This is a genomic window from Rhizobium sp. NXC24, from assembly GCF_002944315.1.
GTDB lineage: Bacteria > Pseudomonadota > Alphaproteobacteria > Rhizobiales > Rhizobiaceae > Rhizobium.
In genome coordinates, this window is the sequence record NZ_CP024314.1 from 715,934 (window position 1) to 738,733 (window position 22,800).

Genomic DNA, 22,800 nt, shown 5'->3' on the forward strand with positions numbered 1-22,800 from the left:
CTTGTAGGATATCTGTCAAATGGCATGGTCAATTGGCACGGCGATCTTCGTCTTCCGGGCGGCGCTTACTGGGCACAGCTCGGCGCGATTTCGGGCTCGATGACTGCGGGCACTTCAGGGGAAAGAGGCTCGTAAAATGGCTCGTGCTTTTCAGGCGCCGGTGCTCTCACGGGGCAACAGTGAAAATCCGAGATCTGTCTGATCCACAGCAGGTTTGGCTCCCGCCCTCAGCGCGGAAAGAACCTTTTCCGCTGCGAGCTTTCCGGTTTCATAGCGCCGTGTGGCGATGGAGGAGAGCGACGGGGAGACGCAGGCCGCGAATTCGAGATCGTGAAAGCCAATAATCGATATGTCGTCCGGCACCCGGAGGCCGCGCTTGCGGCATTCCTGCATTGCGCCGAGAGCCAGACTGTCATCCGTGCAGAATATGGCTTCGGGAATATTGCCGACTTCATGCGCCGTGGCAAAGAGCTCCGATCCCAGCGCAACCGAACTATGTCGCGGCTTTTGGGCGATGATTTCGCTGCTCGGCATATCGGCTTCTCGCATGGCTTTGTGATACCCGTCGAAGCGCGATTTGGCGCGGTGATCAAGATTGCCGGTCAGAAATGCGATCTGACGAAAGCCGCGCTCGATCAGATGGTGGGTCGCCATGTAGCCGGCATGCTCCTGAGACATTCCGATATTGAGATTGATCGGATCGTCGGAAAGTTCGAAGGTTTCGACGACCGGCAGGTTTGCCTGAAGGAGAAGCTGCCTCGCAAGCGCCGTGTGGTGAATGCCGGCGATGATGATCGCTTCGACCCTTTGTCCCAGCAGCGCTTTGATTGCGTTTTCTTCTTCGATTTCGGAATAGCGGCTGTTGACAACCAGCACTTGGAAACCGGCATCGATCAGAACTTCGTGCAGGGCAAAAAGGTATTCGGCGAAGATCACGTTATAGAGTGTCGGCACGATGACGCCGATCGTATGCGTACGCGACGAGGCAAGCCTGCTCGCCGCAACATTCGGCACATAACCAAGTTCGTTTACCGCCGCGTGGACGCGCAGGCGCAATCCCTCCGACACCGCTCCGGGCTTCCTCAGAACACGGGACACGGTGATGGGGCTGACGCCAGCCAGGTTTGCCACATCATCCAAGGTTATTCGGCGCATAAAGTATCATTCACGTGTTGTTGAATTCGATTTCTGAAGAATAAGAATATCTATAGATACTCCACAGTTGACAGCGCTAGCAAATAGAATTTGACAGCGCTGTCAACCATGTTACCTTTTCACGAAACCGGAAAAGAATGGGATGGAGCCTTACCGGATTCAATCATGCCGATCAAAAATGGAAGGGCGAGCCAATTCGCCCGAGGAGGAGGACTTCTATGCTGAGAGCTATCAAAGTAAGATCCGCTCGGATCGCCGTGTTTTCCGTACCGTTCCTCGCGCTGCTCAGTGGTGTGGCCTACGCGGAACCGAAAGTCGTATCCGGGCCCGCGGGTGACCCGAAATGCATGACGCCCTGGGCAGCCGATACTCAGTTTCTGCAATTTCCGAAAAAAGAAGGTCCCTATCGGATCGCGCTTGCGAACGGCTACATCGCCAATACTTGGCGCATTCAGATGGTGCAGACGGCCAAGGCCTACGCCGCCCAACCCGATGTTGCAGCCAAGCTGAAGGAGTTCAAGGTCGTATCGACGGGGGAAGATGTTCCCGCTCAGATATCGGCAATCAACAATTTCATTGACGCAGGCTACGATGCGATCGTCGTAGATGCACAGAACCCGACCGCCTTCGGTCCTGTCATCAAGCGTGCCAAGGAGGCCGGGGTCATCCTGGTTGCCTTCGACAACATCCTCGATACCAAGGACGCCATCAACGTCAATGTCGATCAAAAGGGTCTGGGCGTCATCTGGGGCAATTGGCTCGTGAAGCATATGCCTAACGGCGGCAAGGTCCTTGAAGTCCGAGGCGTTGCCGGCACCTCCGTCGATACCGATCGCCATAACGGCATCAAGGAGACACTGGGCGCATCCGGCAAGAAGTTCAATGTCACGGAAGTTGTCGGCAAATGGGATGACGGCGTCGCGCAAAAGGCCACAGCCGACGCGATCGCGACCAACGGTCCCTTCGATGGTATCACGGCGCAGGGTGGCGACACCGGTGTCGTGCAGGCAATCATGGATGCCAAGCATCCCTTCGTACCGTTCGGTGGTGAGACGGAAAACGGCTTTCGCAAGCTTTGCGCCGCACATGCGGGTGACGGCCTGAAATGTGCGTCCGCGGGAACCGGGCCGGCCCAGGTTGCGGTTGCCATCAAGACCGCGATCGCCGCTCTGGAAGGTCAGGTCGTACCCCAAGCAGTGAAGTTGCCGACGGCCCTTGTCTCTGATCCGGATTTCAAGGAAGGCCAGGATTATTATCCGAAGCAGTCCGACAACTTCTTCGTCGGCAATTCCTTCCCCACCTGCGGCATCAATTTCACGGCTCAGGAGATCATGGGGCAGACAAAGGAAAATCAGTAATTGCCTTTGTTTTCGACGCTAGACTGCGGACCAACTATGTCCGCAGTCTCGTTCTTGCGGCACCCGATGGGAGGTTGGGCGCGTGAGTTTATCCGAACCGTTTTTCCGGATGGAAGGCATATCCAAGCGCTATGGCGGTGTCGTCGCGCTGAAGGAGGCCAATATCGCCATTCGGCCGGGAGCCATACACGCCGTTCTCGGTGAGAATGGTGCAGGCAAATCTACCCTTATCAAGATCATGGCAGGCGCCGTCGCCTCGGACGAAGGCCGTATGCTGTTCGACGGCAAGGAGGTGGCTTTCGCAACTCCCGCGGCGGCCAATGCCGCCGGCATTGTCTGCGTCTTCCAGGAACTGTCGTTGATCCCGGATCTGTCCGTGGCCGATAATGTTGTGATCAGCAATCCGCCATTGCGGTTCGGCATGATCGACCGCCGCAGGCAGAGACGGATCGCTGAGGAAGCCCTGGCGCGTGCCGGCGCTTCCGATATCCACCCGTCCTCTCTCGTCAAGGATCTGCCGCTCTCCCGCCGCCAGATGGTTGAGATTGCCAAGGCGCTTGCCCGCAAGCCACGGATCATGATCCTCGACGAAGCAACTTCAGCGTTGACCCAACCGGACGTCGAAAAGGTGTTCAGCGTGCTGAAGCGGCTGCGTTCCGAGGGCATGGCGCTCATCTATATTTCGCATCGCATGCATGAGATTGCCGAACTGGCGGACGAGTGCACCGTCTTTCGCAACGGCCGCAGCATCGAATCCTATCCGGCCGGAACAAAGACCGACCAGCAGGTGATCGAATTGATGATCGGGCGTGAATATAGGAGCGTATTTCCGCCGAAACACGTAGCCGAGAACGGGCTTGCGCCGATCCTTTCCTGCCGGAATCTTTCCTGGGGCGATCGCCTTTCCGCCATAAGCTTCGATGTCAGACCGGGCGAAATCGCCGGTCTCGGCGGACTGGACGGCCAGGGGCAGCGGGAGCTGTTGCTGGCGCTATTCGGCGTGCTGCGCGATGTCAGGGGCGATGTGCAGATCGCGGGCCGAAGCGTGACGATGAAAAGTCCGAAACAGGCGAAGTCCACGGAGACATCAATTGCGCTTATCCCGGAGGACCGGAAGACCGAAGGGCTGATGCTGCCCATGACCGTGCGCGAAAATCTTTCGATTGCAGCCCTCGACAGCGTGTCCAGCAGGGGCGTTATCGACCGCGCCGTCGAGGCAGAGCGGAGCGACGAACTCCTCAAATTGCTGGCAATCAAAGCCGCGACGATCGACATGCCGGTCGGCGCGCTCTCCGGCGGCAATCAGCAAAAGGTGGTTATTGCAAAATGGTTGATGAACCAGCCGAAAATCGTTTTACTGAATGATCCGACACGCGGCATCGATGTCGGCACCAAACAGGAAATCTACGTCCTGCTCCGCAAGCTCGCGGAAGCCGGCGTCGCGCTCATCTTCTATTCCACCGACTATGACGAGCTGATCGGCTGCTGCGATCGGGTGCTGGTGATGTACGACGGCAGCATCGTCCGTGTGCTGGAAGGCACTGATATCAATGAACGCGAATTGATTGGCAGTGCGCTTAACATCGGCGCACACCTTAGAGAACAGAAGGTCGGCCAATGAAAGAGATACCGCACGGCGAATGGCGCTTCTGGTATGCGCAACACAAGGGCACGCTGCTGGCCGCGGTGCTCTTTGCCGTGATGTTCGTGATCTATGTCTCCAACCACCCGGCGGGGTTTACGCCGAATGTCGTGCAGACCGCATCGAACAAGGCAGCATTGCTCGCCTTCGTCGCGATGGCGCAATGTTTTGTGGTCATCACTGCCGGCATCGATCTTTCGGTCGGCATGATCCTCATCCTGTGTAATTGTCTTGCCTCATGGCTCGTGGTCGGAACGCCATTTGAGACCGCATTGGGTGTCGCCGCCGTGCTTTTGACCGGGCTCGCCTGCGGCATGCTGAACGGGTTGATCATCATCTTCGGGCGACTGCAGCCGATCGTAACCACGATCGCGACGAGCGCAATCTTTTTTGGATTGGCCCTGTTGTTGCGTCCGACCCCTGGCGGCGCGGTGAACGAGACGCTGGCGGATGCCTTTACCTCCAAGCTTTTCGGCATCATTCCCGCAAGCCTGGTTGTGCTTGCCGCCACCCTGCTGATCTTCTGGGTTCCGTTCAGCCGTTCGATTTTGGGCAGGGCCGCCTATGCGGCGGGATCCGCCGAAAACGCCGCCTATATGTCCGGCATGCCGATCAAGCGCGCGAAGTTCGCATCGTACGCGTTGGCGGGACTGATGTCCGCCATTGGCGGGCTTTATCTGACCTTCTTTTCCTATACCGGCGAAGCCGCATTCGCGAGCGGCAATGCCTACACGCTTTATTCGATCGCGGCCGTGGTGCTAGGCGGCGTTTCGCTGGCCGGTGGAAAAGGTGGCGCGGTCGGGGCCGTCTTCGGCGCATTGGCGTTCCGGACGATCGGCGACCTACTGTTCGTCTTCGATCTCGATCCCCTTTGGCAACCGCTGTTCCAGGGCGTCGTGCTCATGCTGGCGATCAGCATAGGCAGCATGGGCTTGGCGCGCGTTCGCAATCGTCTGGAGTGGTTTCAATGAGCGAGGATGCATCCCTTATGCGGCGATCCGGCCTACCCGCGCGCCTGCGCCGCGTCGATCCGGCGGTGGCCATCGCTTTCGGCTGCGTCCTGCTGCTGCTTCTTGGCGGCTCGATCTACTCGTCGAATTTCCTGTCGCCCGATTATTTGCTGCAACAATTGAAGGTCGCTTCGTTTCTCGGCGTCATCGCAACCGGCATGATGATGGTCATTCTCATAGGGCAGATCGACCTCTCCGTTCCCTGGGTCGTCGCCGCCGGGGCGATGATGGCTTGCGCGGCAACTGCCTATGGCGGCGTCGGATCATTTCTGGCCATCCCCTTCGGGATCTTGTGTGGCGCGGTGATCGGCGCGGTTAATGGCCTAGCGGTCGCCTATCTTCGCATTCCGTCGATGATCATTACGCTTGCGACGAATGCGGTGGTTCAGGGGTTGATGGTCGTCTACACCGGCGGGTTTGCGCCCCAGGATTCCGCATCTCCGGCAATGCGTTTCCTTGCGACCGGCTATGTCATCTCTCCGATTCCGAATGGTGTGCTCGTTTGGCTGGTTGTCGGTATTCTGGCCGTTTTTCTGCTTGTCAGGACCACATTCGGCCGCTCGCTATATGCGATCGGCAATCGGGAGAGAGCCGCCTATATGTCGGGGATCGACACGCGCCGCATCACCTTGCTGGCATTCGTCATCTCCGGCGCGCTCAGCGCCCTTGGCGGCGTACTGCTGGCGGGCTACGCGTCCAAGGCGTCGCAATCGATGGGAGACGCCTATCTTTTGCCATCGATTGCCGCTGTCGTCCTCGGGGGTACTCATGTGCTCGGCGGCAAAGGTTCGTATCTCGGAACCGTCGCCGGCGTCATCTTGATCACCCTTCTTCAATCCATCTTATCCGTCATGCAGATCGAAGAAGCCGGACGGCAGCTCATCTATGGTGTCGTCATCATCTGCATGCTGCTGCTCTATGGGCGACAGAAGCTCGTTTAGAGACGCGTCGTCTTGAATCTGCACCGAGTATTTCAGCACTTGAAATGGCCCCTTGCTTCCGGCAAACAGCCGAAAGAACGAGGGCGTGGAAATGAGGCACATCTACATAGTCGGCATCGGAACGGGTAATCCCGAGCACCTGACCGTTCAGGCGATCAATGCGCTGAACAAGGTGGATGTCATTTTCATTCCCAGCAAAGGTATGGCCAAGGCCGAGCTTGCCGATGTGCGGAGAGACATTTGCCAGCGATATGTGACCAACAAGGCTGTCCGCTTCGTCGACTATGCCGTGCCGGTACGCCAGACGGCGGATCGCAGCTATGTTCAGAGCGTCGATGATTGGCACGCTCAGATTTCGTCGACCTACGAAGCGTTGTTCCAGGATCATATGGCGGAGCATGGAAGCGCTGCCTTCCTCGTCTGGGGCGATCCCAGTCTGTACGACAGCACGATCCGCATCATCGAACGGGTCAAGTCACGGGACCGCGTTGCCCTCGGCTATAGCGTCCTACCCGGAATCACCAGCATCCAGGCTTTGACGGCGAGCCATCGCATCCCACTCAATCTTGTCGGAAAGCCGGTGCACATCACCACGGGCCGCAGGCTGACCGAGAGCTTTCCGGGTATGGTCGAGACAGCCGTCGTCATGCTCGATGGCGAGCAGGCCTTCAGCAAGATAGATGATCCCGATGCCTATATTTATTGGGGCGCCTATCTCGGCACCGAGGATGAAATCACCATTTCGGGCCGGCTTGCCGATGTGTCTAACCGTATCGTGGCGACCCGGGCCGGAGCGCGGGCGAAGCATGGGTGGATCATGGACATCTATCTGCTGCGCAAAGGCTCAGATTTCGATGATCAGGCGTGAGGCACTCTGCCGCCGCCAAATTGTTTGCCCGTCGATGAGGATTATGTAAGGACATGTCCTTCGGGAAGGATGGTCCTATGGCGAAGGCCGACAGGCAATTGATGGAAGAGCGCGATATTTCCTTGCGGAAGGATATCGATGCCATTGCCTGCGCTCCGGGCGCGTCGTCGATGGCCCGCGGCGCCTGCCCGTCGCTGAGTGCCCCGATGATCACCGGTGACGGATTGCTGGTGCGGCTGCGTCCGACGACGCCGGGCCTGACGATCGGGCAATTCCGGGCGCTTGCCCAGGCGGCAGAGAGACATGGGAACGGATTGATAGAGATTACGGCGCGCGGCAATCTTCAACTGCGCGGTATGACTGCGGACAGCATGACCGGAGTTGCGGCGGATATCGACCGTGCCGACATCGTCCCGGAAACCGGAGTTACAATCGAGACCCCGCCGCTCAGCGGATTGGATCCGCTGGAGATCGCCGATACCAGGGAGTTGGCCACCCGGCTTCGTCAGCAGATCGCCGCGCTCGATCCTCAGCCGATACTGGCACCCAAGCTGACCATTATCATCGATGCCGGCGGGCGGCTGAACCTCGATGCGATCACCGCAGATATTAGGTTGAAGGCGACCAGAACCGCCAACGATTCGACGGCATGGATTCTCGCACTTGGCGGTACCGCGCAAACGGCGAAGGCCGCCGCATCTTTGTCTGCCGAACAAGCGATATTGGCGGTCATCAAGCTGCTGAAAACGCTGGCGTTTGTCGGACCGCGCGCACGCGGCCGCGATCTCGATGTGGACAGCCTGCGCATAGAGTATCAGTCGCCGGCAGCCAGCGTACTCGGCACAGCCGATCCGCATATTTCACCAATCGGCATCCATTCTCTCGGCGGCGATCGTCTCGCGCTCGGCCTGCGCCCATCCTTCGGGCAGATCCATGCGAGAGACATTCTCCGCTTTCTCGCCATCGCCGAGGCCGCTGGAGCAAGCGAAATCCGCGCTGCGCCGGAGCACACCATGTTGGTGCTGGGTCTCGGTCTCGATGCAGCGAAAGCGGTTCAGTCGGCCGCAGCCGATTGCGGTTTTCGGACGTGTGCCGATGATCCGTCAAATCACCTGGACGTCTGCGCCGGAGCAGGGGCTTGCGCTTCCGCTTTCTACGCGACGAAATCCGCGGCGGCGGATCTTCTCGACCTGGCTCCCGAGCTGCTCGATGGCTCGCTCACGGTGCATTTGTCCGGCTGCCGCAAAGGCTGTGCACATCCGGGCAATAGTGCAGTCACCATTGTCGGTGCGCCAATGGGCTATGGGGTTGTCGTAAATGGGTCCGCATCGAGCGAGCCTGTGGCCTACATCGGGAAAGAAGAGTTAAAATCCGTTCTGGCAGAGATGAACAGGCTGGTGCGGAATAACAAAGTTGCTGGCGAATCGGCGGAGGAGTGTCTTACACGGCTCGGCACCGACGCGATCGTTACAGCACTACGACAGGGGTAGGAATGCCGGACTATGATTATATCCGCGAGGGCAATGCGATCTATGAGCGCTCCTTCGCGATCATCCGCAGCGAGGCCGATCTGTCGCGCTTTTCGGAAGCTGAGGCCGACGTTGCGGTGCGTATGATCCATGCCTGTGGCTTGGTCGAAGCATCTGAACACTTCGTCTTCTCTCCCGATTTCGTTGCGACTGCCCGCGCGGCGCTTGCCAACGGCGCGCCGATCTTCTGCGATGCCGAAATGGTCGCCCATGGTGTCACGCGCGCACGCCTGCCGGCCGCCAATGAAGTGATCTGCACGCTGCATGATCCCCGCACGTCGGAACTGGCGAAGACGACCGGCAATACACGCTCGGCAGCCGCAATGCATCTCTGGGGCGATCGCCTGGCAGGCGCTGTCGTCGCCATCGGCAATGCGCCGACGGCGTTGTTCCATCTCCTCGAAATGCTGCGCGACGGCGCGCCGAAGCCGGCCGCTATCATCGGCATGCCCGTCGGATTCGTTGGCGCTGCTGAATCCAAGGACGCGTTGGCGGAAAATTCCTATGGCGTTCCCTATGCCATCGTTCGTGGCCGTCTTGGCGGCAGCGCCATCACCGCCGCCGCGATCAACGCATTGGCGAGGTCTGGCCTATGAGCGCGCAGTCTACTGGCCGGCTGATCGGCGTTGGCACCGGGCCTGGCGATCCGGAATTGCTGACGGTCAAGGCAGTCAAAGCCCTGGAGAAAGCCGAAATCGTCGCTTATTTCGCCAAACAGGGTAAAAATGGCAATGGTCGCGGCGTCGTTGGGGATGTGCTCAGAACCGACGTGACGCTGCTGCCGCTCTACTATCCCGTGACGACGGAAATCGACAAGAACGAGGCGGAATACAAGAGACAGATCACCGATTTCTACGATGCCTCCGCCGAGATGGTCGCTGCCTACCTAAAGGATGGCAAGACGGTAGCCGTGCTCAGCGAAGGCGATCCGCTGTTCTACGGTTCCTATATGCATCTGCATGTGCGGCTTGCCGACCGCTATCCGACAGAAGTCATTCCTGGCGTAACGGCGATGTCGGGCTGCTGGTCGTTGGCCGGCATGCCGATGGTGCAGGGGGATGATGTTCTTTCCGTGCTTCCGGGCACTATGGCGGAAGCCGAACTTGCCCGCCGCCTCGCTGACACCCAGGCGGCGGTGATCATGAAGGTCGGCCGCAACTTGCCGAAAATCCGCCGTGCCCTTGAAGCTGCAGGACGCCTTGACGAGGCAATCTATGTCGAGCGCGGAACGATGGCGAATGGCGCGGTCACACCCCTCGCGGAAAGGGGGGATGCCGAAGCCCCCTATTTCTCGCTGATCCTTGTCCCCGGCTGGAAAGACAAGCCATGAGCGGCCGTCTCTATGTCGTCGGCACCGGCCCCGGCAATCCGGCGCAGATGACGCCGGAAGCGCTGGCGGCTGTGGCCGACTCGGCGGAATTTTTCGGTTATAGCCCCTATCTCGACCGCCTGCCGCTACGGCCTGATCAGCTTCGCCACGCCTCCGACAACCGCGAGGAGCTGGATCGCGCCAAGAGGGCGCTGGAGCGTGCGGTCGCCGGCGCCAATGTCTGCGTCGTTTCGGGTGGCGATCCCGGCGTTTTTGCCATGGCGGCAGCAGTCTGCGAGGCGATCGACAATGGACCGAGCGAATGGCGGGATGTCGATCTCGTCGTCGTGCCGGGTATCACCGCCATGCTCGCCGTCGCGGCTCGCATTGGCGCGCCCTTGGGGCACGATTTCTGCGCCATCTCGCTATCGGACAATCTAAAGCCCTGGAATATAATAGAAAATAGACTGCGCTTGGTTGCGGAAGCAGGGCTTGTGATCGCCCTCTACAATCCCATCAGCAAAGCGCGTCCCTGGCAGCTCGGCAAAGCCTTCGACATCTTGCGTGGGGTTCTGCCCGCTGAGGTTCCCGTCATTTTCGGCCGTGCTGCGGGCCGGCCGGATGAGCGCATGACAGTTGCAAGGCTGGCGGACGCGCAAGCGTCGAGCGCTGATATGGCGACCTGCGTCATCATCGGTTCGGCCGAGACGCGTGTCATTGCCAGGGAGACAAAACCCGATCTGGTCTATACGCCGCGCTTCATCAAGGACGGGGCAAGATGATCGATACGACGCAGCGCATCCTGGACAGTCTTGACCGCCGGCATATCGGCAACGGGTGCGCGCTCGATCATGATCACTTCGATGCCGAGTTTCCGCGCCGCCTCGATCTTCGCGTAGGTCGCACTGCCGCCGCTGTTCTTCGTCACTATCACGTCGATACGATGGTGCCGCAACATGACCAGCTCGTCCGCCAGCCGGAACGGACCCTTGGAATGGATATAGGTGACGTTGGGCGCTGTCAGCGGCGGCTCGACCGGATCGACGCTGCGCACCCAATAATGATGGATGGGCGCGGCATTGGCGTAATGCGCCTCCTGTCGGCCGATCGCCAGGAGGACGTGACGAGGGGTCGGACCAAGCGCAGCAATTGCCTTCGAAACAGTTTGCACCGAGCGCCAACGATCGCCCTCGACGGGCAGCCAGGCTGGCCTGCGAAGTGCGAAGGCGGAGATGCCGCTCAGGGTAGCCGCTTCCGCGGCATTGGCGGAAATGCGGGCGGCGAAGGGATGGGTCGCGTCTATCAGCAGATCGATCGCCTCATCCACCAAATAGCGGGAAAGCCCCTCAGCACCGCCGAACCCGCCGCTGCGCACGGCAACCGGCTGCGGAGCCGGATCGACGGTTCTGCCGGCCAGCGACAACACGACATCGAGATCAGCGCGCGCCGCCAGCGCCTCCGCCAATTGACGGGCTTCCGTCGTGCCGCCCAAGATCAGAATGCGGGTCTTGCCCATGTTTGAGATGCCTTCCACTCAACGCTGGCTCACTCTTATCGGCATCGGCGAGGACGGTCCAGCCGGGCTTGGCGACGATGCGAAACGTCTGATTGCTGCGGCGCCCGTCGTCTTCGGCGGCACGCGGCATATCGAACTGATGCAGGCGCTGATCAAGGGCGAAGCGCGGAGCTGGCTGAGCCCCTTCGAGAAATCCGTTGAAGCCGTGCTGGCGCGACGCGGAATGCCGACCGTCGTTCTTGCCTCCGGCGATCCCTTCTTCTATGGCGCCGGCGCCACGCTCTCGCGGCATGTTCCGGCATCTGAGATGACCGTCATTCCGGCACCCTCTTCCTTCAGCCTTGCCGCCTCGCGCCTCGGCTGGCCTTTGCAGGACGTGACCGTTCTTTCCCTGCATGGCCGGCCGCTCAACCTCGTCCGCCCACATCTCCATCCCGGTCGCAAGATTCTTGCCCTGACGTCGGATGGTCAAGGTCCCGTCGATCTGGCGCGTCTGTTGCTGGAGAGCGGATTTGGTCAATCGACGCTGACAGTTCTCGAAGCCCTGGGTGGCCCCTGTGAGCGGGTTTCGACGCAGCGGGCGGCGGATTTCACGCTTTCCGGCATCGATGATTTGAACCTTTGCGGCATCGAAGTTGCGGCAGGCGATGGTGCTCGCATCCTGCCGTTCAGCGCCGGGCTCGATGACAGCCTGTTCGAGCATGATGGCCAGATCACCAAACGGGAAATCCGGGCAATGACCTTGTCAGCGCTGGCGCCGCGCCATGGGGAGTTGCTGTGGGACATTGGCGCTGGCTCCGGTTCCATCGGCATTGAATGGATGCTCGCGCATCCTTCGATGCGCGCCGTCGCCGTCGAATCTTCCAGCGAACGCGCTGCACGTATTCGCCGCAATGCGGCAAGCTTCGGCGTTCCAGGGTTTAACATCATCGAAGGACAGGCGCCGCAAGTGCTTGCCGGCCTGCCGGCACCGGATGCGATCTTCATCGGCGGGGGCGGTAGTGAAGCCGGCGTCATGGATGCGGCCATTGCCGGATTGAAAAGGGGAGGGCGGCTGGTCGCCAACGCGGTGACCACCGAGATGGAGGCTGTCCTGCTTGCCGAACATGCCCGTCGCGGCGGCTCGCTGATCCGTATCGATATTGCCCGCGTCGCGCCCGTCGGCACGATGACAGGCTGGCGACCGGCCATGCCGGTGACGCAATGGTCCTGGGTCAAACCATAAAAATGAAAAACGAGGTAGCGGAATGACGGTGCATTTCATCGGAGCGGGGCCCGGAGCTGCGGACCTGATCACCGTGCGCGGCAGGGACCTGATCGGCAAGTGCCCGGTCTGCCTCTATGCAGGCTCGATTGTCTCGCCCGAACTCCTGCAATATTGCCCGCCCGACGCCCGTATTGTCGACACTGCACCAATGTCGCTGGACGAAATCGAGGCCGAATATCTAAAGGCGGCGGCATCGGGCGAGGATGTCGCCCGCCTGCATTCGGGTGACCTCTCCGTGTGGAGCGCCGTCGCCGAGCAAATCCGCCGTCTGGAAAAGCACGGCATCTCCTATACACTGACCCCCGGCGTTCCCGCCTTTGCAGCGGCGGCGTCTGCGCTCGGGCGCGAGCTGACCATCCCCGCCGTCGCACAAAGCCTTGTCTTGACACGTGTTTCTGGCCGCGCTTCGCCGATGCCAAACAATGAAACGCTGGAAAAATTCGGCGCAACGGGCGCGACGCTCGCCATACACCTGGCGATCCACGCACTCGGGCAGGTGGTCGAGGATCTGACGCCGCTTTACGGCGCGGATTGCCCGGTGGCTATCGTTGTTAAAGCCTCCTGGCCGGACGAACGCGTCCTTCGCGGCACGCTAGGCACGATCGTGGCAAAGGTGGCGGCTGAACCGATCGAACGTACGGCGTTGATTTTCGTCGGCCCATCGCTTGCCGCCAGCGATTTCCGCGAAAGCTCGCTCTATGATCCCGCCTATCAGCGCCGCTTCCGAGGCAGGGAATAACGGCGGCGTGCGCTTCGGGAATTTGCATATCATTCCGTCAGAGTATGGCTTGCATAATCGTAGGCTGCACTTGCGCGATTGACCAACGAGACGCAGTGGTCTCGTTGGTCACGCCGCAATCAAACGTGTGCGGCCAGATATGCCATGCTTTCCTTCAAAGCTTCGACGGGTTCCTTCAGCGCGTGCACATCCGGCGCAAAGGGCTCGAAGGAGAAGGGGCCGGCATAGCCGGCGGACAATAGCGCCCGCATCTGTCCGACATTGTCAAGACGGTCGCTGGCGTTGACCAGGACACGATGCGGATCGCGCATATCGGCAACCGAGACAGCGGAATCGCTGACGCCGGAGATATGAACCAGGCCGGTGAGTTCCGGGAAAATCGCCGTCTCGCCAGCGAGATGATGATGGAAGGTGTCGTGAACAAGACGGAAGGTCGATTGCGCGCCAAGCTTTTCGATCTCAGCGGCGGCTTCGGTCTTCGAGCGCAATGAGCAGATCTCGAAGCCAAGCGGTTCCACCAGGCCAATGATCCCAGCGGCATCCAGCATCGGCTTCAGCGCCGTCAACGCCGTTTCGAGGTTCTGCCTGCGCGCCTCAGGCTCCCTGCCGCTGCCGTCGTTGACGGGGACAAGCACCAGCGCTTTTGCGCCGCAATCCCGCGCATAGCCGATGAGTTCTGCCGCTTCCGTGGCGCGTGCCTCGTTCCACTCGTTGAAACGCTGCAGCGCGTTGATCGAAATGATCGTCAGCCCATGACGCGCCGCAAGATCTTTGACCGCTGCTGCCGGTGTGCCGTCCAGAATCGCATTGCCGGCCAAATCATTGCGAATTTCGACGCTGTCGATGCCGAGTGTTTTCGCCGCGGAAAAGAACGATTCCAGGCTGAGGGACGGCGCACACATATGATTGAGCGCGAAACGAATGGAACTCATGACAGGCATTCCTCCTCTTAGTCGCCGGCCCGACAGGACGTCGATCGACCGTGCGTTTTCAGGAAATGACTATCGACAATCACGCGGCCGATCCACAGGCGAGCACCGGCTTCCTCCATCATCCATGATAGAAATATTCTGGCCGATGATGGGATTCCATCACATCCGCTAGATATTTTCCGAAACAAAAATGTCGAAGGGCAAGAAGGATTGCCCCGGCATTGCCGCTTCGCCGCGTTCGATGGCACCGATCATCAAATCCATGAGTTCCTTGCAGAGCGAAGGGAGAGGGGTGCCGATAACCATGGTAACGACATCGTCAGCGAGTGCCGCCTTCGATTCCGGTGTCAGCTCGTTGACGACGACGATCAGCTTGCCGGCAAGCCCTTCCTCGCGAATGGCGGAAATCGCCCCTTCCATGCCGCCGCCACAGACATAAAAGCCGATGAGATCGGGATGTTTCTGCAGCAGGTTGAGCGTTGCCTCATGGGTGATTTCCGCCGTGTCCAGATTGATCAGCGTATCCAGCACCTCGAAATCCAGGGCGTTCTCGCGAAAATAGGAGCGAAAGCCAATCTCGCGCAGTTCATGCCCGTGAAAGCGATGGCTTCCGACGAAGCAGGCGACCTTGCCTGGATGGCGGGCAGATCGGGCGATCGTCCAGGCGGCGGTGCGCCCGACCTTGCGATTGTCGACGCCAACATAGGTTTCGCGAACACCTGTCGCGAAATCGGAGAGCAGGGAAAAGACCGGGATGCCTTTTTCCTTCAGCTCCTCTATTGCCGTCGTCACGGCAGGGTAATCCGGCGCAACCAGGGCGATCGCCTGGCTCCGCGCCGCCATAGCTTTCAACTTCTCGACAATTGCCGTCGGGGTCGATGCGGCGACGAAATCGATATGTGCATGGACGCGCGCGGTTGCGAGCGCCTGTGCCGCCGCGCCGATCTCCTTGGCAAACGACTGATAGAAGGGCTGGGACGGTTTCTGCAGCAGGAACCCCAATCGATATTGGGGTAGATCCTCAAAGACACGCTGCCGCAGCAAGCCCACGGCATGGTAGCCGATCGATTGTGCTGCCTCGTAGACGCGCTTAGCGGTCTCCTCCCGGACGCGATGACGTCCGTTCAGCACGCGGTCGATGGTTGCGACGCTGACGCCGGAAGCCTTAGCAAGATCAGCGATGGTTGGTCTGCGCATGGATGGTCCTGAGGTATTCCATCATGAATGAGATGGGCGGTTGATGGAATATGATAGATTCCATCATCGTTGCATTGAGGCAAGCAAAAACTCGACCTATCATTCCTGTCATCAGGTGCGGCGCGCTGGTGTGCGTCGCGGGAGGCAGGAATGAGCGAGAGAGTGAAGCGTGATTACAGCCTGCTTGGCCCCAGCAGCCGGCTGGCGGTCGAAACCGGACTGGCGGCGGCGGAGTGGTATCATACCGAGATTGCCCGCAAGGAGATGAAGGCGCTGATGCAGCGCTCCGATGCGGCCGCCATCCGCGACACGATCATCTGGCTCGGCAGCATGGCGATCCTCGCCGGCCTTGGCATCTTTTTCTGGGGCTCCTGGCTTTGTGTCCCCTTCTTCCTGGCTTACGGCGTGCTTTACGGTTCGGCCTCTGATAGCCGCTGGCACGAATGCGGCCATGGCACGGCGTTCAAGACCCGCTGGATGAACGATGCGGTCTACGAGATCGCCTGCTTCATGATCATGCGCAATCCGGTGACCTGGCGCTGGAGCCATACCCGCCATCACACCGACACCGTCATCGTCGGCCGCGATCCGGAGATCGCCGTCATGCGGCCGCCGGATCTCGTGCGCCTGGTCCTGAACTTCTTCGGCATCGTCGATGTTTTCTATGCGATGCTCGACATGGTCCGCAATGCCTTCGGCATCATCAGCGCCACGGAGAAGACCTTCATTCCCGAGATGGAGCAGCCGAAGGCGATCCGTATCGCCCGCATCTGGAGCCTCATCTATATCGCCACGATTGCCGCCGCTATTGCCATGGGCTCGCTCTTGCCGCTGGTGCTGATCGGCCTGCCGCGGCTCTATGGCGCCTGGCATCATGTGCTGACCGGCCTGTTGCAGCATGGCGGGCTTGCCGACAATGTCATCGACCACCGGCTGAACAGCCGCACGGTGCTGATGAACCCGGTAAGCCGCTTCATCTATTGGAACATGAACTACCATGTCGAACACCACATGTTCCCGATGGTGCCCTATCATGCGCTGCCGAAGCTGCATGCGATGATCAAACACGATCTGCCGCGACCCAATCCGTCGATCTGGTCGGGCTACCGCGAGATGATCCCGGCCTTCCTGCGACAGTTGCGCAACGAGGATTATTTCCTGAAGCGCGACCTGCCGCCGACGGCGAGGCCCTATCGCGAGGAATTCCACACCGGGCTTGCCGAAGCGGCACAATAACCGCAGGCAACAACCGCAGCCAGAACGGCATATACAACGGCACATACAGGGAGGCAGGAATGAGCGGCAACTGGATTAAGGTCTGTGCGGCGGATGCGATCGACGAGGAGGACGTCATGCGCTTCGACCATGGCGGCAAGACCTTCGCCATCTATCGCAGTCCGGAAGACGACTATTTTGCCACCGACGGCCTGTGCACGCACGAGCAGGTCCATCTTGCCGACGGGCTGGTGATGGACAACATCATCGAATGTCCCAAGCACAACGGCCGCTTCGACTATCGCACCGGCGAGGCCAAGGGCGCCCCCGTCTGCGTCAACCTCAAAACCTATCCCGTCAAGGTCGAAAACGGCACTGTGTTCATTGCGCTATAAGGGGAAAGCCATGCTGCATTTCGTTATTATCGGGGCTGGAGAGTGCGGCGCCCGCGCCGCCTTTGCGCTCAGGGAAAAGGGCTTTAACGGTGACATCACACTGATCGGCGCCGAGCCGGTTGCGCCCTATGAACGTCCGCCACTGTCGAAGGAGGGACTTGTCCTCGCGCATGAGCCGAAGTTCGTGGCCGCCTTGGAACGCTATGCCGACCAGCGCATCGACCTTCGGCTCGCCACGCATGCGACCGACATCGATCCGATCGGCAAGGTGGTCACACTCTCGGACGGAGAGCAACTTAGCTACGACAAACTGTTGCTGGCGACCGGCGCATCTGCGCGCAGCTTTCCCGGCATTGTGGGAACCGGCGAGCGCATTCGCATGCTCCGCACCCATGCCGATGCCACGGGGCTGCGGCCGGCGCTTCTCCCCGGCCGCCATAGCGCCATCATCGGCGGCGGTTTTATCGGTCTCGAGCTGGCGGCGACGGCGCGCAAGCTTGGCGCCGATGTCACCGTGATCGAAGGCCTGCCGCGCGTCCTGAAACGGGGCGTGCCGGAAGCGGTTGCCGAGGTGATAACCCAACGTCATCGGGACGAAGGCGTCGATATCCGCTGCGGCGAGACCATTGTGGCAGTGGAGGAAGCTGCGACCGGTGCGATTGTTCGCCTGGGCGATGGGCAGGAACTCTCCGCCGATCTCGTGCTCATCGGCATCGGTGCTCAACCGAATGTCGCGCTCGCCGAGAAAGCGGGTCTTGCGGTCGACAACGGCATTGCCGTCAACGAGCGGCTGGAAACCTCTGGAGCCGATATCTACGCCGCAGGCGATTGCTGCTCCTTTCCGCTGGCACTTTATGGCGGGCGGCGGGTTCGCCTGGAATCCTGGCGCAACGCACAGGAACAGGGAACTTTGGCTGCGGCCAATTTGCTGGGCGCGGGGGACAGCATCTCGGCCGTGCCGTGGTTCTGGTCCGATCAATATGATCTGACGCTGCAAATTGCCGGCCTTGCCGATGGCGCGACGACGATGCTGAGGCGTGACCTTGGCGAAGGAGCCTTCATCCTCTTCCATCTCGATGAGACCGGCCGGCTGCTGGCGGCCAGCGGCATCGGTCGCGGCAATGCCGTCGCCCGCGATATTCGTCTCGCCGAAATGCTGATTGCCGCCCGCGCTCATCCCGATCCGGAAGCGCTGACGGCGAGCCATGTCAAACTCAAATCGCTTCTTGCCGCGTGAAGAGCCCTTACCCCAGGAGTTTCCAATGAAGAAACATAATCGTGCAACGGTCGCCGACCTGCTGGCGCTCAAAGGACAGCGGCAGCTCACCATGTTGCGCGTCACCTCGCTGGAGGAAGCCGAAGCGGCGGAAAAGGCCGGGATTGATATGCTTTCCGTACCGCCGGCGCTGCTTGGCCCCGTATTCCGCGAGGCTGCTCCGAGCCCCTTTGCTGTTCCTGGCCTCGAATATGGCGATTACGTCTCGGCGGAAGAGTACATGCGGGAGGCGTTCAGGGCGCTGAAGGCCGGTGGCGACGCCGTTTATTGCGCCGCCGGGCTGCAAACGATTCGGCGGATGCGCGAAGAGGGCATTCCGGTCTGCGGCCATGTCGGCCTCATTCCGTCTAAGGCGACCTGGACGGGTGGCTTTCGCGCCGTCGGCAAGACCGCGGCAAGCGCTTTCGAGATCTGGCGCCAAACCAAGGCACTGGAAGAGGCGGGCGCCTTTGCGGCGGAGATTGAAGTCGTGCCTGGCGATGTCGCTTCCGCGATCAGCGCGAACACATCGATGCTGATGATTTCCATGGGTGCCGGAAGCGGATGCGATGCCCAATATCTCTTTGCCGACGATGTGCTGGGCAGTAATCGCGGTCATAGGCCGCGTCACGCCAAGGTGTATCGCGATTTTGCGGCCGAATATGACCGGCTGCAGAATGAACGCACCGCCGCTTTCAAGGAATTTGCCGAGGACGTTCGCTCGGGCGCCTATCCGGCAAAAGGGCATCTCGTCGCAATCGACGAAGGGGAGCTACAGGCGTTTCTCCGGCTGCTTTCCGAAGGCGGTCGATAACGCCATAGGTGGCGTTTCATGATTTTTTCCAATCGGACGACATAAGATGAAAAATTTCGTACTGACCGTATCCTGCAAATCGACGCGCGGGATCGTTGCGGCGATAGCGAATTATCTGGCCGACCAGGGCTGCAATATCGTCGACTCCAGCCAGTTCGACGATCTCGATACCGGCAAGTTCTTCATGCGGGTCTCCTTCATCTCCGAGGAAGGGGTCAAGCAGGAGGCGCTGGTCGAAGGTTTCAAGCCGGTCGCCGAGAAATTCGAGATGGATGCCGAGATCTATGATGCCCAGAAGCGCATGAAGGTGCTCTTGATGGTGTCGCGCTTCGGCCATTGCCTCAACGACCTGCTGTATCGCTGGAAGATCGGCGCGCTGCCGATCGACATCGTCGGCGTCGTCTCCAACCATTTCGATTACCAGAAGGTGGTCGTCAACCACGATATCCCCTTCCACCACATCAAGGTGACGAAGGACAACAAGCCGCAGGCCGAAGCGCAACTGCTGGACCTCGTCGAGCAGACCGGCACCGAACTGATCGTGCTCGCCCGCTACATGCAGGTGCTGTCGGACGCCATGTGCAAGAAGATGTCGGGCAAGATCATCAACATCCACCATTCCTTCCTGCCGAGCTTCAAGGGCGCCAACCCGTACAAGCAGGCCTATGAGCGCGGCGTCAAGCTGATCGGGGCGACGGCGCATTACGTCACCGGCGATCTCGATGAAGGTCCGATCATCGAGCAGGACACGGCCCGCATCACGCATGCGCAGTCGGCCGAGGATTATGTCTCGATCGGCCGCGATGTCGAAAGCCAGGTACTGGCGCGGGCCATCCATGCCCACATCCACTACCGCACCTTCCTCAACGGCAACCGCACCATCGTCTTCCCGGCAAGCCCCGGAAGCTATGCCTCGGAGCGGATGGGGTAGGCGATGGCTGACATCATCGACGGCAAGCAGGTGGCTGCTTCGGTAATTGATGCGGTGAAGACGGCGACCGCAGCACTGGAAAAAGAGACGGGTGTGAAGACCGGCCTTGCCGTCGTCATCGTCGGTGATGATCCGGCCAGTCACACCTATGTCGGCGCCAAGGGCCGCATGGCCAAGGAATGCGGCTTTACCTCCATCCAGCATACGCTGCCGGCCGAGACGACGCAGGACGAGCTGGCAAAGCTTGTCCAGTCCCTCAACGAGGATGCCGGCATTCACGGCATCCTGGTGCAACTGCCGCTGCCGAAACATCTGAATGCCGAAGCGATCATCCAGTCGATCCGGCCGGACAAGGATGTCGATGGCCTGCATGTGGTCAATGCCGGCAAGCTGGCGACCGGCGATCTTGCCACCGGGCTGATCTCCTGCACGCCGGCCGGCGCCATGCTGCTGGTGCGCCGCATCCATGGCGAGGACCTGTCGGGATTGAATGCCGTCGTCATCGGCCGCTCGAACCTCTTCGGCAAGCCGATGGCGCAATTGCTGCTCAATGCCAATGCGACGGTGACGACGGCCCATTCCCGCACCAAGGACCTGCCGGCGGTTGCCCGCAGTGCCGATATTCTGGTGGCGGCGGTCGGCCGGCCGGAAATGGTCAAGGCGGATTGGGTAAAGCCGGGTGCGACGGTGATTGATGTCGGCATCAACCGCATCGCCGCACCGGAACGCGGCGAGGGCAAGAGCCGGCTGGTCGGCGATGTCGCCTTTGCCGAGGCGGCGGAAGTGGCGGCTGCCATCACTCCGGTTCCGGGCGGCGTCGGGCCGATGACCATCGCCATGCTGATGGCCAATACGGTGATTGCCGCCCATCGTGCTGCCGGCAAGCCGGCGCCGCGGTTCTGATCACGCCAAGTAAATCATATCAATCGGCCGGCGCCACGCCGGTCGAAGCACGCACGATCAGCTCGGTCTTCCAAAGCTCCTGCTCGGGAAATGTCTCGAGCTGCTTGATCTCGCCGATCAGCCGCTCGGCGATCGTCTTCCACAATAGTGCAGACAGAATGCGACAGACGCCGAATCACGCGTCTGGATCGGTCTGCGACGATTTAAAATTCGTAAGCGCCGACACCAAATGCCGTTGAATAAAATGTGCTACCCGCCGCGGCACTTGACGACCCAGGTGGCAGCGTGAAGCTGATAGTTGCATATTGGTCACAGCGCCCGAAGCTTGTAGTAAGGGGACCTTCATATAATTGACAAACATACCGTTGGTTTGTAAACAAACCTCAGGACATGAATATGTCTTGCGGTCGAAGCGTCGGCCGCATCGGTAGGGTATTTCAGGGCCGTGTCGCGGGGCTGATTGGGCGGAACAAGAGGGACTCAAGCCAGCATCAAGCAGGGCAATCGCAGATCTGTTCGATCGCGTTGATGCGAGGTCAATTCTGCATGGGGTTGGTAGTGAACCTCCATGCGTGCGGAATCTCTGAAATGCATATTGCAACCAGGAGTTTAAAATGAATTTGAAAAGCCTTCTGATCAGCTCTGCTGCTTCGCTCGCAGCAGTTTCCGGGGCCCATGCCGCGGACGCTATTGTCGCTGCCGAGCCGGAGCCTCTTCAGTACGTTCGCATTTGCGACGCTTATGGTGCTGGTTACTTCTTCATTCCGGGTACCGAGACTTGCTTGAAGATCGGCGGCCAAGTTCGTACCGAAGGTGAATGGTACGATGCCTACAGCCCGACGAACAAGACCGGAACGTTGTGGCACACCCGCGCCGAGCTGAGCCTCGACACCGCAACAGACACTGAATACGGCCCTCTGAAGACCAACACGGTTCTCCGTTGGGACTGGAGTGAAGGCAATTCGACGAGCACCAAGCTGCTGTTTGCCAATATCAGCCTCGGCGGATTCACTGTCGGTAAGGCAGACTCCCAGTACAACTCGTACATCGGTTACGCCGGCGACGTCATCAACGACGACGTGATCTATGACGGCCCGTATGAACTCAACCAGTTGACCTACAACTATGACGCCGGCAACGGCTTCACGGCTGTGATCTCGGTCGAAGATAGCTACTCCAGCGGCTCGGATGCATCCTATGGAGCGAGCTGGTGGGGTGACGACAAGGCGGATCACTACGCTCCTGACGTCGTTGCCGGTGCAGGGTTCAAGTCCGGCATCTGGGGTGTCAAGGTCGTCGGCGGTTACGATTCGATCGTCGAAGAAGGTGCCGTCAAGGCTCGCGTCGACGCCGACTTCGGCGCTTTCTCTGCCTTCTTGATGGGTGGCTGGAACACGGACGGCGACAAGCTGAACAAGTACGCCGGTACGAACCTGGATCGTTCCGCTTGCCCGGCAGGCCGTCCTGATCTTTGCGGCTGGGGTGACTGGGCTGTCTGGGGCGGCGTTGGCGTTCCGATCAACGACAAGCTGAAGTGGAACCTGCAGCTCGCTTACACCGACTCCAAGATCTTCGCCGCTACGACGAACATCAAGTGGAACCCGGTCAAGAACCTGCTGATCGAACCCGAAGTCTCCTACACCGATTGGGATTCGGTCAATCAGGACCAGTGGGCCGGTATCCTGCGCTTCCAGCGTAGCTTCTAATCTGAAATTATCCGGCCCCCCTTTGCCGGGTAAGAGAAGCCTGCGGTTTCCAATCCTGTGGGCTTCTCACACTGATCGGTTGACCTCCGATCAAATACGGAAAGGGTTCGGCTTTCCC

General features: G+C 60.1%; 22 protein-coding genes and 1 pseudogene. 18 read left to right on the forward strand and 5 right to left on the reverse strand.

Going from position 1 to position 22,800, the window contains the following annotated elements:
* Nucleotides 1–150: 150 nt before the first annotated feature.
* On the reverse strand, nucleotides 151–1,155 hold the full coding sequence (locus NXC24_RS27400) for a LacI family DNA-binding transcriptional regulator (RefSeq protein ID WP_104826534.1): 1,005 nt from the start codon (nucleotides 1,153–1,155) through the stop codon (nucleotides 151–153).
* A 218-nt stretch (nucleotides 1,156–1,373) separates the two neighbouring features.
* Here NXC24_RS27400 and NXC24_RS27405 point away from each other — a divergent pair, with 218 nt between their 5' ends.
* The 9 genes from NXC24_RS27405 (at nucleotide 1,374) to NXC24_RS27445 (ending at nucleotide 10,594) form a co-directional block, all read left to right on the forward strand.
* Complete coding sequence (locus NXC24_RS27405; protein WP_104826535.1) at nucleotides 1,374–2,513, forward strand: sugar ABC transporter substrate-binding protein; 1,140 nt, start codon at nucleotides 1,374–1,376, stop codon at nucleotides 2,511–2,513.
* An 82-nt stretch (nucleotides 2,514–2,595) separates the two neighbouring features.
* Nucleotides 2,596–4,134, forward strand: a complete 1,539-nt coding sequence (locus tag NXC24_RS27410) for a sugar ABC transporter ATP-binding protein (RefSeq protein WP_104826536.1) — start codon at nucleotides 2,596–2,598, stop codon at nucleotides 4,132–4,134.
* Nucleotides 4,131–5,126 (forward strand): ABC transporter permease, encoded by a 996-nt coding sequence (locus NXC24_RS27415; protein WP_104826537.1) that lies wholly within the window; start codon nucleotides 4,131–4,133, stop codon nucleotides 5,124–5,126. Before NXC24_RS27410 ends, NXC24_RS27415 begins: the two co-directional genes overlap by 4 nt.
* Nucleotides 5,123–6,106, forward strand: a complete 984-nt coding sequence (locus tag NXC24_RS27420; RefSeq protein ID WP_104826538.1) for an ABC transporter permease — start codon at nucleotides 5,123–5,125, stop codon at nucleotides 6,104–6,106. The genes NXC24_RS27415 and NXC24_RS27420 overlap by 4 nt, the downstream gene beginning before the upstream one ends.
* 91 nt (nucleotides 6,107–6,197) lie before the next feature.
* Nucleotides 6,198–6,974 (forward strand): precorrin-6A synthase (deacetylating), encoded by a 777-nt coding sequence (gene cobF / locus NXC24_RS27425; protein WP_104827861.1) that lies wholly within the window; start codon nucleotides 6,198–6,200, stop codon nucleotides 6,972–6,974.
* Between the two features lie 77 nt (nucleotides 6,975–7,051).
* The gene (gene cobG, locus NXC24_RS27430; protein ID WP_104826539.1) at nucleotides 7,052–8,464 is read left to right on the forward strand and encodes a precorrin-3B synthase; all 1,413 of its coding nucleotides are present in this window, start codon (nucleotides 7,052–7,054) and stop codon (nucleotides 8,462–8,464) included.
* Between the two features lie 2 nt (nucleotides 8,465–8,466).
* Entirely contained in the window at nucleotides 8,467–9,099 is a 633-nt protein-coding gene (locus NXC24_RS27435; protein WP_104826540.1) for a precorrin-8X methylmutase, read from the forward strand.
* Entirely contained in the window at nucleotides 9,096–9,833 is a 738-nt protein-coding gene (locus NXC24_RS27440) for a precorrin-2 C(20)-methyltransferase (RefSeq protein ID WP_104826541.1), read from the forward strand. Before NXC24_RS27435 ends, NXC24_RS27440 begins: the two co-directional genes overlap by 4 nt.
* Nucleotides 9,830–10,594 (forward strand): precorrin-3B C(17)-methyltransferase, encoded by a 765-nt coding sequence (locus NXC24_RS27445; protein WP_104826542.1) that lies wholly within the window; start codon nucleotides 9,830–9,832, stop codon nucleotides 10,592–10,594. The genes NXC24_RS27440 and NXC24_RS27445 overlap by 4 nt, the downstream gene beginning before the upstream one ends.
* Here NXC24_RS27445 and NXC24_RS27450 read toward each other — a convergent pair.
* Nucleotides 10,558–11,328, reverse strand: a complete 771-nt coding sequence (locus NXC24_RS27450) for a cobalt-precorrin-6A reductase (protein ID WP_104827862.1) — start codon at nucleotides 11,326–11,328, stop codon at nucleotides 10,558–10,560. The genes NXC24_RS27445 and NXC24_RS27450 overlap by 37 nt on opposite strands.
* On the opposite strand from NXC24_RS27450, the gene cbiE reads away from it, so the two are divergent.
* Nucleotides 11,327–12,553 carry a precorrin-6y C5,15-methyltransferase (decarboxylating) subunit CbiE gene (gene cbiE, locus NXC24_RS27455; protein ID WP_199773647.1) on the forward strand — a complete coding sequence of 409 codons (1,227 nt, stop codon included), beginning with the start codon at nucleotides 11,327–11,329 and terminating at the stop codon, nucleotides 12,551–12,553. The genes NXC24_RS27450 and cbiE overlap by 2 nt on opposite strands.
* A gap of 22 nt (nucleotides 12,554–12,575) precedes the next feature.
* Entirely contained in the window at nucleotides 12,576–13,334 is a 759-nt protein-coding gene (gene cobM, locus NXC24_RS27460; protein ID WP_104826544.1) for a precorrin-4 C(11)-methyltransferase, read from the forward strand.
* A gap of 119 nt (nucleotides 13,335–13,453) precedes the next feature.
* On the opposite strand, the gene NXC24_RS27465 is transcribed toward cobM, so the two are convergent.
* Together NXC24_RS27465 and NXC24_RS27470 are read right to left on the reverse strand one after the other, a co-directional pair.
* A complete protein-coding gene (locus NXC24_RS27465; RefSeq protein ID WP_104826545.1) occupies nucleotides 13,454–14,266 on the reverse strand; it encodes a TIM barrel protein in 813 nt (270 codons plus the stop codon).
* Between the two features lie 168 nt (nucleotides 14,267–14,434).
* Nucleotides 14,435–15,463: a LacI family DNA-binding transcriptional regulator gene (locus NXC24_RS27470; RefSeq protein ID WP_104826546.1), complete on the reverse strand. Its 1,029-nt coding sequence runs from the start codon at nucleotides 15,461–15,463 to the stop codon at nucleotides 14,435–14,437.
* Nucleotides 15,464–15,613: 150 nt separating this feature from the next.
* Between NXC24_RS27470 and NXC24_RS27475 the strand changes: the two genes are divergently transcribed.
* From NXC24_RS27475 to folD, 6 genes are read left to right on the forward strand one after another with little or no spacing between them, the layout of a single operon-like run.
* Nucleotides 15,614–16,699, forward strand: a complete 1,086-nt coding sequence (locus NXC24_RS27475) for a fatty acid desaturase family protein (protein WP_104826547.1) — start codon at nucleotides 15,614–15,616, stop codon at nucleotides 16,697–16,699.
* A 59-nt stretch (nucleotides 16,700–16,758) separates the two neighbouring features.
* Entirely contained in the window at nucleotides 16,759–17,073 is a 315-nt protein-coding gene (locus tag NXC24_RS27480; RefSeq protein WP_104826548.1) for a MocE family 2Fe-2S type ferredoxin, read from the forward strand.
* Between the two features lie 10 nt (nucleotides 17,074–17,083).
* Nucleotides 17,084–18,310: an FAD-dependent oxidoreductase gene (locus tag NXC24_RS27485; protein WP_104826549.1), complete on the forward strand. Its 1,227-nt coding sequence runs from the start codon at nucleotides 17,084–17,086 to the stop codon at nucleotides 18,308–18,310.
* Between the two features lie 25 nt (nucleotides 18,311–18,335).
* A complete protein-coding gene (locus NXC24_RS27490; RefSeq protein ID WP_104826550.1) occupies nucleotides 18,336–19,142 on the forward strand; it encodes a 3-methyl-2-oxobutanoate hydroxymethyltransferase in 807 nt (268 codons plus the stop codon).
* A 46-nt stretch (nucleotides 19,143–19,188) separates the two neighbouring features.
* Nucleotides 19,189–20,073, forward strand: coding sequence for a formyltetrahydrofolate deformylase (purU, locus tag NXC24_RS27495; protein ID WP_104826551.1), 885 nt, complete (start codon nucleotides 19,189–19,191; stop codon nucleotides 20,071–20,073).
* A 3-nt stretch (nucleotides 20,074–20,076) separates the two neighbouring features.
* Nucleotides 20,077–20,976 (forward strand): bifunctional methylenetetrahydrofolate dehydrogenase/methenyltetrahydrofolate cyclohydrolase FolD, encoded by a 900-nt coding sequence (gene folD / locus NXC24_RS27500; protein ID WP_104826552.1) that lies wholly within the window; start codon nucleotides 20,077–20,079, stop codon nucleotides 20,974–20,976.
* A gap of 19 nt (nucleotides 20,977–20,995) precedes the next feature.
* Here folD and NXC24_RS27505 read toward each other — a convergent pair.
* A pseudogene (locus NXC24_RS27505) lies at nucleotides 20,996–21,109 on the reverse strand (transcriptional regulator); the annotation flags it as partial.
* Between the two features lie 481 nt (nucleotides 21,110–21,590).
* On the opposite strand from NXC24_RS27505, the gene NXC24_RS27510 reads away from it, so the two are divergent.
* Nucleotides 21,591–22,682 (forward strand): porin, encoded by a 1,092-nt coding sequence (locus tag NXC24_RS27510; RefSeq protein ID WP_104826553.1) that lies wholly within the window; start codon nucleotides 21,591–21,593, stop codon nucleotides 22,680–22,682.
* Nucleotides 22,683–22,800: the final 118 nt, after the last annotated feature.